This is a genomic window from Victivallis sp. (assembly GCF_048170485.1).
Lineage (GTDB): Bacteria > Verrucomicrobiota > Lentisphaeria > Victivallales > Victivallaceae > Victivallis.
Window position 1 is genome coordinate 1 of the sequence record NZ_DBEXAY010000225.1, and the last position, 9,424, is coordinate 9,424.

8 protein-coding genes are annotated in these 9,424 nt (G+C 55.8%); 3 read left to right on the forward strand and 5 right to left on the reverse strand.

The window, feature by feature from the left end; all coding sequences use genetic code 11:
* Positions 1-829 (forward strand): type II secretion system protein (locus tag ACMLHG_RS11680; RefSeq protein ID WP_417170612.1); only part of this gene is annotated, 829 nt, incomplete at its 5' end.
* A gap of 28 nt (positions 830-857) precedes the next feature.
* Positions 858-1,235: a carboxymuconolactone decarboxylase family protein gene (locus ACMLHG_RS11685; RefSeq protein WP_417170613.1), complete on the forward strand. Its 378-nt coding sequence runs from the start codon at positions 858-860 to the stop codon at positions 1,233-1,235.
* A 144-nt stretch (positions 1,236-1,379) separates the two neighbouring features.
* Here ACMLHG_RS11685 and ACMLHG_RS11690 read toward each other — a convergent pair whose 3' ends face one another.
* The gene (locus ACMLHG_RS11690) at positions 1,380-2,099 is read right to left on the reverse strand and encodes an SDR family oxidoreductase (RefSeq protein WP_417170614.1); all 720 of its coding nucleotides are present in this window, start codon (positions 2,097-2,099) and stop codon (positions 1,380-1,382) included.
* Positions 2,100-2,188: 89 nt separating this feature from the next.
* Between ACMLHG_RS11690 and ACMLHG_RS11695 the strand changes: the two genes are divergently transcribed.
* On the forward strand, positions 2,189-2,773 hold the full coding sequence (locus ACMLHG_RS11695; RefSeq protein ID WP_417170615.1) for a prepilin-type N-terminal cleavage/methylation domain-containing protein: 585 nt from the start codon (positions 2,189-2,191) through the stop codon (positions 2,771-2,773).
* Between the two features lie 38 nt (positions 2,774-2,811).
* On the opposite strand, the gene ACMLHG_RS11700 is transcribed toward ACMLHG_RS11695, so the two are convergent.
* The 4 genes from ACMLHG_RS11700 to ACMLHG_RS11715 form a co-directional block, all read right to left on the reverse strand.
* A complete protein-coding gene (locus ACMLHG_RS11700; RefSeq protein WP_417170616.1) occupies positions 2,812-3,477 on the reverse strand; it encodes a DUF6655 family protein in 666 nt (221 codons plus the stop codon).
* Positions 3,474-3,983: an STAS domain-containing protein gene (locus ACMLHG_RS11705; RefSeq protein WP_417170617.1), complete on the reverse strand. Its 510-nt coding sequence runs from the start codon at positions 3,981-3,983 to the stop codon at positions 3,474-3,476. The genes ACMLHG_RS11700 and ACMLHG_RS11705 overlap by 4 nt, the downstream gene beginning before the upstream one ends.
* A gap of 27 nt (positions 3,984-4,010) precedes the next feature.
* Entirely contained in the window at positions 4,011-5,792 is a 1,782-nt protein-coding gene (locus ACMLHG_RS11710) for an alanine--tRNA ligase (RefSeq protein WP_417170618.1), read from the reverse strand.
* A gap of 420 nt (positions 5,793-6,212) precedes the next feature.
* Positions 6,213-9,424, reverse strand: a 3,212-nt coding sequence (locus ACMLHG_RS11715) for a hypothetical protein (protein WP_417170619.1), incomplete at its 5' end; no start/stop codon positions are given.

Here is a 9,424-nt window from a genome sequence, read left to right on the forward strand (position 1 = left end):
AATGACGCAGCGGTTAGGTTATGAATATAGGACTATCCTGAAAAATCAAAGCTTTTTTCGAGAAAGGGCTTCTTTTATGAGACAGCAGCGTTTCACTCTCGTCGAACTCCTCGTGGTGATCGGCATCATCGCCGTCCTCGCCGGACTCCTGATGCCGGCGCTGAACCGGGCGCGGATCTCCGCCCGTACCGCCGAATGCCTCAGCAATCAGCGGCAGGTGAGTCAGTTCATCAAACAGTCGATGAACGACAATGACCAGCATTTCATGTCGTATAATACCACGGTGAAGTTGAATGTGACCAAGGCGGAAAAGATGCAGTGGGGGGCTTACCTGAAAGATAAAAACTATATTCAGGATGTGGCGGTGATGCGCTGTCCCTCCTTTGAATATACTGCAAATAAAGATATTGCTGATCAGCTTTCGCAAATTTATGGTGCGGCCTTTACCACCTCCTCTACAGAAACGAAAGGTTTTGATTTCCGTGGAACCACGCTTTTGACCTATAAAGATGGTTCTACTGAAGATGAAGATGATTCTACTGCTACTTTAATTGCTCCTAACGTGCTGGCGCTCGGGGGCTGTTGCGGTGCTGGCGGCAAAGGTGGTACGGATCTTCTCGCCAGCCCGCTGATGAGATTCGATGAAGCTTCCACCGAAACAACAATCGGCAATCCGGTGAAAATTCATGGTGATTTCGTCAACCTCTTCTTTCTTGACGGTCACTGCGAATCGCTGAACAAAGAGGGAACGGAGGGAAGATACTATCCCGCTGACGATAAGGCTGACAAGATTGCCGCGCAAGCGTGGCTTGACCCGGATACGAAATGACAGAACTTGTTTTGAGGAGGATACCATCATGGCTGGTGTGAAACTTTACAATAAAACCGGCGACGAAAAGGCGGTTCGGACACAGGAGGCGATTGAGAAGAAGTTCGGCTTCATCCCGGAAGTGTTTCAGGCGATGGGGCGGAACGGCGACTTCCTCCAGGCGGCGATGCACATCGCCGACATCGCCGGGCAGGGGCTTGATGCGAAGACCCGGGAACTCATCATCATCGCAGTCAGTGCGGTCAACGGCTGTGCCTACTGTCTGGACGCCCACCGCTCCGCGGCGCTCGCCGCCGGCGTCACCGACGAGGAGATCACCGCCGCAATCGAGGTCGCCGCGTCGATCAGCCTTTATAACAACTTCAACAAGGCGATCAGCCTCAATTCCGACCTCAAGACCCGCTGAGCGCGGCGAAAGGGAATCAATACGGGCGTTTCCGGGAAATTCCGGGAGCGCCCGTTATATTTTGATCTGGTTTCTCACCCCTCTTCTTCCCGGGGGCGCAGTTGTGTCGGAGTGGTGCTTGACCGGGGGAGCCGTGTGATGCCGTCAGCCGAGATGCTGGCCGCAGTCCACCCGGAGGATCTCGCCGGTGATCGAATCGTTGCGGCAGAGGAAGAGGACCGCTTCAGCGAGGTCGCTAAGCTCCACCTTGCGCCGGAGCGGCAGGGTGGGGAGTGTCTTCTCCATCTTCGAATGCTCCAGCCCGACCGGCGGCAGGACCGGACCGGGGGCGACGGCGTTGAAACGGAGATTCCGGGGGCCGAGTTCGCGGGCGAGTTCCAGCGTCGCCTCCGCCAGCGCCCGGCGGGAGAGCGAGTAGCCGCCGCCGCGCGGCGAAATTCCGGAAATCTCCTGATCGAGCAGGTTGACCACCACCCCTTCAGGTAGATCGTGCTGTGTGGCAAACGCCTTCATGAGCGCGAGCGGACTCCAGAAGTTCACCTCGAAGTGTTCGCGGTCGAGCGCTTCCGGCGCGTCGGCAAGCGAAGCGAGGCGGTACATCGAGGCGTTGTTGATGAGAATATCCACCCGCCCCGCTTCGGAGAAGAGGCGGAGCGCTTCGCCCGGGCGCGCGAGGTCCGCCTGCAGCACCCGGTGGCGCGCCGCACCGCCGGGGAGCGTGTTTACCAGCGCTTCGGCTTCGGCGCGGGAGTTCCGGCAGTGCAGCAGGAGCCGCGCTCCCGCCGCGGCGAAGGCGCGGGCAAGTTCCGCCCCCACCCGCCGGGCACCGCCGGTAATCAGTACAAATTTCTCTTCAATCCGCATATTTTCCCCCGATCTCTTTTGAAAAACAGCATTCAGCATATTATATTCCATGGTGCCCCTGAAAGCAAACAGCAAAAAGAAGGTTTGTCATGAAAACGTTCCGTTTCCGTTTTACTCTCGTGGAGGTCCTCGCCGTGGTGGCGCTGGTCAGCCTGCTCGCTGCCATCGGCTTCGGCGCCTACAGCTACGCGATGAACGCCTCGCGCGAATCCAACACCAAAGCGCTGCTCAAGCGCATCGAAGCGGGGTTGGAGAGCTGCCGCACCAAATTCGGATACTACCCGGCGAGCACTTCGTTCACCGCCATTTCGCTCACTTTGAAAAGGGATACTTCGCTTGTTTCGGCAATTCAGTTTGGTACCGATGCGATGTCGTCGGATTATGAGAAGGAGTTTCTTCGGGTTGTCGATGAGGAGTCTTTGAAGAAGAATATGATAAAAACTCTGAATGCATCATCGGAGACTACGACTGAAATGTCTTTCGATCTGGAAGACAGCTGGGGTGGGAAAATTTATTACCGGTATCCCGGCCAGATCAACAAGGGGGGATTCGATTTGATCGCTCCCGGTGCGGACGGGAAGTTCGGTAAAAACAACGCAACTAGTCCGGCTTCGGACAGGAGTGACTACTATTCCGACAACGAGAAGATCTGCGACGACATCACGAACTTCTGACGGTAAAAAAATGCCCGACCTTGAAGGCCGGGCATTTTTCATTCGAAGAGGTAGTACTGCGTATCCTCGAACTCGCTCTGATCCATCTCCATGTTGCGCGAGGAGAAGGGAATCAGCAGGATGGTCCAGTTGATGAACTCCGACATATTGCTTACTCCGTCGATCGTGCGCACCGGTTTCCGGCTGGGGGTATCCAGCACCGTCAAGCTGAATTTCCCGTATCCGCGTCGGGTCACCCGTTTGAAGATGGCGATTTCCGGAATGGCGAAGCTGAGGTCGGTGTTCGGCAGCGGAATCGGCAGCTCCGGCGTGCCGATCAGCACCTGGCTCGACGAGGTCGCCAGCGTGCCGGAAATCAGTTGCATCGTGTAGGCGGCCTCCTTCTCCTCCTTGACGACGATGGCGCCCGCCTTGGCAAGGTACAGTTCGAAACAGCCCTGCACATAATTCTTATCCACCTGCGGCGCGAGGTTGGAGTAGTCGGCGAACACCTTGGCATCCCGGTACATGCTGAAATCGATCTGATACATGCACCGCTCGACGGCGGAGGAGATCAGCAGCTGCTCAACGATGTTGCGGCTGGTATTGGTGATCGTCGGGGTGGAGCAGCCGGCGTGCAGCAGCAGAAAGCCTGTGGCCGCCGCCAGCAGGAGGGCAAAGGGCAATCTTCTGCATTTGTCGCTGTTGTTTCGACGAAGAATCAATCTTCCTTCTCCCGGTTTTTCAGCCGCTCGACGTCCTGGCGGGCGAATTCGATCACCTGGTCGAAACGGGCCGCATTGCTGGAATCCGCCTCGACCAGCGTCTGATGCGCTTCGGTGACGGTTTCGGCGGTGGTCAGCATGTCGTTGCGGGTGGCATTGCCGTCGCTGGCGGACCACTGCGGCGCGTCGGGGTCGCTCCCTTCGGTAAAGGTGAAGAGCTTGCTCACACCGAGATCGCGGAGCAGTTTTTTCAGGGTATCGTTCGCGTTGAGCAGCTCCACCGTCGCATTGCAGCGGCGGGATTTCAGGCCGATCATGGAGAGCACCCCCATGAAGGTGCTGTCCATCGCGACACAATCGCCGAGGTCGATCCGGAAGCATCGGAATTCATTGGACGACTTCGCCAGTTCGCGCAGCGGAACCGCATATTCGAAGTTGGCGCGGCCTGCGACCTTGACCGAAAAAACTCCATCGTGATGGGAGATGAGAAGATCGGATTCTTTCATCGGGCGAGCTCCTTTCCGGTTCCTGAATTACTTGCTCTGAAGGACCGCTTTGATCCGGCGCACGCCGCGGCTGGAACTCTCCTCCTTGAGGATTTTGAAGTGCCCCAGTTCGCCGGTATGCGATGCGTGCGGTCCGCCGCAGATCTCCTTGCTGACGTCGCCCATCGTGTAGACTTTGACCCGGGCGTCGTATTTGTTTTCAAACAGACCCATCGCTCCGCTGTTTTTCGCCTCTTCGATGGTCATCTCTTCGCAGACGACCGGCAGATCGCGGTCGATCGCCTCGTTGACCAGCTTCTCCACCTCGGCGAGCTGTTCCGGAGTCATCTTCTGCTCGTGAGAGAAGTCGAAGCGGAGCCGTTCGGCGGTGATGTTGGAGCCGCGCTGTTCGACATGGGGGCCGAGCACTTTGCGCAACGCCGCCTGCAGCAGGTGGGTCGCAGTGTGGAGCCGGGCGGTTTCAACCGAACTGTCGGCGAGTCCGCCTTTGAACTTCTGCTCGGCGCCGGCTCTTGAGAGCTCCTGATGCTTCGCGAAGGCGGCGTCGTAACCGGCGCGGTCGACCTCGAATCCCTTCTCCTTCGCCATTTCGACGGTAAGTTCGATCGGGAAGCCGTAGGTTTCGTAGAGGTTGAAGGCGTTCTTGCCGGAGATCACCTTTTTGGTGATGTGCGCCGGCACGCGGTCGATCAGCTTCTGGAACTCGTGGGTTCCCTTCTCCAGCGTGACGGCGAACTGCTTCTCCTCGCGGTTGAGCTCTTCGCAGATGACCGCCTTCTGGCGGCGCAGTTCCGGATAGATGTCGCCGAACTCCTCGATGACCGCCTCGGCGATCTTCGCGGTGAAGTTTTCGGTGATGCCGAGCTTGCGTCCTTCGCGGATGGCGCGGCGGATCAGGCGGCGCAGCACGTAGGGCTGGTCCACCTTGCCCGGGGTGATGCCGTCGGCGAGGATGAAGGTCGCGGCGCGGAGGTGGTCGGCGATGATGCGCTCCGAAGGTGTGCGGGGGCCGGAGACCGGCTCGGTTCCGCGGATTTCGTCGAGCTTCGCGAAAATCGGCGCGAAAATCTCCGTCTCGTAGCAGCTGGTCTTGCCCTGCAGAATGGCGGTGACCCGTTCGAGGCCCATGCCGGTGTCGACGTTGCGCTGGGCGAGCGGCTCGAACTTGCCGTCGGCGGTTTTGTTGTACTCCATGAAGACGTCGTTCCAGATTTCAACCCAGCGCTTGTCGGCCGGATCGAACTTTTCCGGCGGCGGCAGCTCGCCGGTCCAGTAGAACATCTCGGTATCCGGGCCGCAGGGGCCGGTGATGCCGGCGGGACCCCACCAGTTGTCCTTTTTCCCGAGTTTGGCGATCCGTTCGGCCGGGATGCCGAGGGAGTTCCAGAGTTTCCAGGCGGTTTCGTCGAAGGGGGCGTCGTCGTCGCCGGCGAAGACGCTCACCGCGAGCCGCTCGACCGGGATGTTGAGGTTCTCTTTGCCGGTCAGGAATTCAAAGCTGAAACGGATCGCCTCCTCCTTGAAGTAGTCGCCGAGCGACCAGTTGCCGAGCATTTCGAAGAAGGTGAGGTGGACGGCGTCGCCGACCTCGTCGATGTCGCCGGTGCGGATGCACTTCTGGAAGTCGGTCAGCCGTTTCCCGGCGGGATGTTTTGCGCCCTGCAGATAGGGGACGAGCGGATGCATTCCGGCGGTGGTGAAGAGGCAGGTCGGATCGTTTTCCGGAATCACCGGCGCGCTCTGAATTTCCTGATGGCCCTTCGACTTGAAAAACTCGATGTATTTACGGCGGATGTCAGCTTCTTTCATGGGGAATTTTCCAGTATCTTTCTATGTTTCGCAGTATGTGAAAAATCATTCCAGATAAATTACTCCTGATTGTGGAAAATTCAAGTTGCAACCGGCGTTGTCGGCTTGACTTTTCCATTTTTCACGCGATGGTGAAGCTTGACGGCGCGATGCCGCGGGATGGCAGGAAGCCGCGCGGCAGGAAGGACTCCGCGCGGCTTTTCGCAGTTTGCCGGTGTGCTGATGTTTGTCGCGTCGGGCTGCTGCTGTCCGACGAGCTGCCCGGCACAGCCCCCCCTGACGCGTCATGCGGAATTGACGAATTCTGCCGCACGGGGAACTGTTCCCCATGCGGCTTTTCCAGAGAGAATGGTCTTGTCACCTGTTGCTTTCCGGAATTATAGATATTTTTCCAACCTCTGATTGAATGCAGCAAGGGGTTTAACGTGTCAGATGGTATACCATCGTACCGCCGGAGAACGCTCCCGGATCGGCCGTAAAGTGGAAAAATCCGCCTTTTTTCCGAGTTACAGCAACTGTTCCTGCTGACGTGCCGTCAAGTTTCAACGCGGTCAGCGTAACAGGGGCATCCCCCTCAAGTTTCAAGGTGATTTCCACCGGGTCTCGCCGCAGCAGCAGGGGGAATGTTCCCCGGTTTTCCAGCAGGTGTAATCCGGAATCGCCGAACTTCATCCTCTGGCTGAGTACATTCGTCATGTGGAAAATCAGGATGCTGGAACTTCTGCCGAGAGGAACACCGTCCAGGCTGCTTACGGAGACGGTCTGCGGAACTGTCGCTCCTGTAACTGTCAAGCGTCCGGCAGAAAGTTTGCCTGCCGGCAGTGTTACCGATTCCGAACGCGGAGAAACTAGAGTCAATGTCTTTGCGGATACATTCAATTGAAGTTCTCCTGTGGAGCTTGTTGCGATTCCTCTGGTGAGGAGGGTATGCCGTAACTTCTCTACGGCTGGATCTGGCAATGGGGCTTCTGCCGCTGCCTGTTTCAGAGATAATTGCTTCACTCCTGCTGTTGCCCGGTTGCCGACAACCGTTCCGATTCGAGTGATAAGTCCAAGCTGTTCGAAGGAACGTGGGTACAGCAGCGGCTGATCTGTGTCCCAGAGATTTTTCGGTACCGGATAGGCATATGCTGCCTGGGCCGGACTTATGTCTCCGCGCCGAAAAAGAAACATTGTCAAACGGTCGGAGAGTTGCCCCAATGGTTCGTGGGCGATATCAAAAATGCTGAAATCCACTAACTTATCCACGTTGCGGGAGGAATGACTCCAGGCAAAATGATAGAGGGCGTCCCAGTCCTGCAGTGCGGCGTATCCCCCGATCAAGGGGCCGCCTTCGGCACGATAACGGTTGGGTGGACAAAACTTGTATTCTGTGATACTGAAAGGCTTGCCGAAAAGTCTCGGAGCCAAAAGCTGCAGCGGAACTTCATCCCCGTACGAACCAATTGCGGAACGCTGACGGAACAGCATCGGCAGCCCCCAATCGTTTTCCGGGAAGGCGGGATGGTCATGGTACTTGTGATCATCCACCGCATCAAGATCATCCCGAAGCAGCGCAAGAGGTACCTTGTTGTGCATATTCACATCGGTGCATAGTGTCTTCATCCCGAGTTCCTCGCGAAGAAATCTTGCCTGTTCAAGGATGCTGCGGTGCTGACAGTCATAGAGAAATTCCTGAAAGCGGCGGTTGGAAATATCGGCGGATTCAATTGGCTCATCGGGATGTTGTTTTGCCATCCACCCGGGAAATTTTTCCTGATACAGTTTCGCAATTTCCGGCGCTTTGTCCCAAACCGTATAGAGATTGTTTTCATTCGTAAAACTGACTAGATAGAATGCAGGATCTTCCGCCCAGGTCATCCCGGTGTAAGGGTTTCGGTGAGTGAACCAGTTACGGGCAAAACGCTCCCAGTTGCGCCTGGCGGCTTTTGAAATCGGCAATAACGCCTTCATCTGAAAAAAAGAGTTGCCGGGAACTTTTTCCGGAATCTTCTCCGCAGGCTTCAACTTTCGGCTTACGTAAACATCGGTGGTGATGTAAAGCCCTCTTTTTTTCAGCGCGGCAAACAAATATTCAAGTTTGTCGAGCTGTTCCAGATCAAGCTCGGTGCTATCAGGAGAATTCTTTTTCACCAGCTGATTGTCCTGATGATGCAGGCGAACGGCATTATACCCCATGCGCGCCAGCCGTTCCGCCAGTGCATCCGCAGACTCTTTTGAAAGAAAGTTAGCAGAGAAACAGAGGTTGACTCCGACAAATTTGATCCGCCTGTCCGGTGCATTTGCAAAGGAGAAGTGCCCGTCGGGGGCAACAACAACCCGACCGTATTTGCCAGCCGGCGCATCAAGCATTCCGGAAAAATCCAGCGGGGTTCCCGGAACTATATCGTGTGGCGCATCAAGGGGAATCCACTCCTTTCCTGCCATGATATAAGTAGGAAGTGTCTCTGCGGCAAGAAGCAGCGGAGCCTCTCCAAGTGTCGCGGCAACCACCATCCACAACGAAGAGGATTTCCTCATCCGAAAGGTCAGTTTTATCGGATCGTTTCGGCGAAGTTTGAACTGTGAGGCATATAATCCGACATAGCTTGAGCGGTTTTCCGCATTCCATATCATTACCGCGTTGTCGAGGTGAACCGGCATCCACCAGTTGCCGATGTCACGCCCATGACGAATCTCGATGGATTCTTTTGAACCGTTACGGTAAAAAACTTCAATTTCACCCAGCGTCCCTGCTGTCGGCCATCCGGCGGCATGCAGCAGATAGAGGTGGGAACCAGTCGTTTCTACCTCAACGGAACGCTCTTTGTCAAATGTACGTCCCAGTACCAACGCTGACCGTCCGCCGTTTTTTGCCGGATCCAGAATTTCAAATGCGCTTCCTCCTGCTGGCAGGCGTCCGGGTTTGAGCATTCTAAGATCATTTTCCTTTCCCTGATCTGTCCAGCCGCCTTTTCCGTCACCTGCGACCTCGTCGGCAAAACCGAGATTAACCACCTCCGATAGATCGATCGGATGGCTTATCGGCTGAATTAACGAAAATCGAAATTTCAATGATGAAACGTTCAGTGTTCCCTGAGCTGGGTTGAAATAAAGCCGAATTGAAAACGTCGGATCGTCAAACTTCCGATTATCCTGCACTTTGAGAGTAAGATCTCCTGTCAGCTGAAGGACGGAGCCGGAATCAAGGGGAATCAAGACTTTTTTTACCCGTGCAGTAAGAGGAAACTGTTTTTTACCGTCAAATTCAGCAGGGAGAGAGCGGGTTTCCCCGTCTAGTAGAAGACTCCTGGACTTGGCTGGCAGATTGAACTGCAACATGATTCCGAGTGTCACCCAGGGGTTCGGACAAGTGAGCTTCGCCTGATATTCGACCTGATTATCTGCAATAGGAGTGACGGTTTCGTGGATCTTTCCCCCTCCGAATTTCCCGCTTATGGTGACGGTTCCGTTATTCTCTCTCTGAGTGATATCAGAAATGTCACGTTGTCCGGTCTGAACGAATCCCGCACCGAAATGCAGAATTTTAGCATTCAGAGATTCGATCTGCAGAGTTCCGTCACGTTTGATTGTGAGCCAGGAAGGCAGCTCCAACGCGAAAAGAGTGGAACTGACTAACAGAGAGAACAACA

Coding starts and splice junctions, on each gene's coding strand:
- ACMLHG_RS11685 (WP_417170613.1), top strand. CDS start 858: ATGGCTGGTGTGAAACTTTACAATAAAACCGGCGACGAAAAGGCGGTT.
- ACMLHG_RS11690 (WP_417170614.1), bottom strand. CDS start 2,099: ATGCGGATTGAAGAGAAATTTGTACTGATTACCGGCGGTGCCCGGCGG.
- ACMLHG_RS11695 (WP_417170615.1), top strand. CDS start 2,189: ATGAAAACGTTCCGTTTCCGTTTTACTCTCGTGGAGGTCCTCGCCGTG.
- ACMLHG_RS11705 (WP_417170617.1), bottom strand. CDS start 3,983: ATGAAAGAATCCGATCTTCTCATCTCCCATCACGATGGAGTTTTTTCG.
- ACMLHG_RS11710 (WP_417170618.1), bottom strand. CDS start 5,792: ATGAAAGAAGCTGACATCCGCCGTAAATACATCGAGTTTTTCAAGTCG.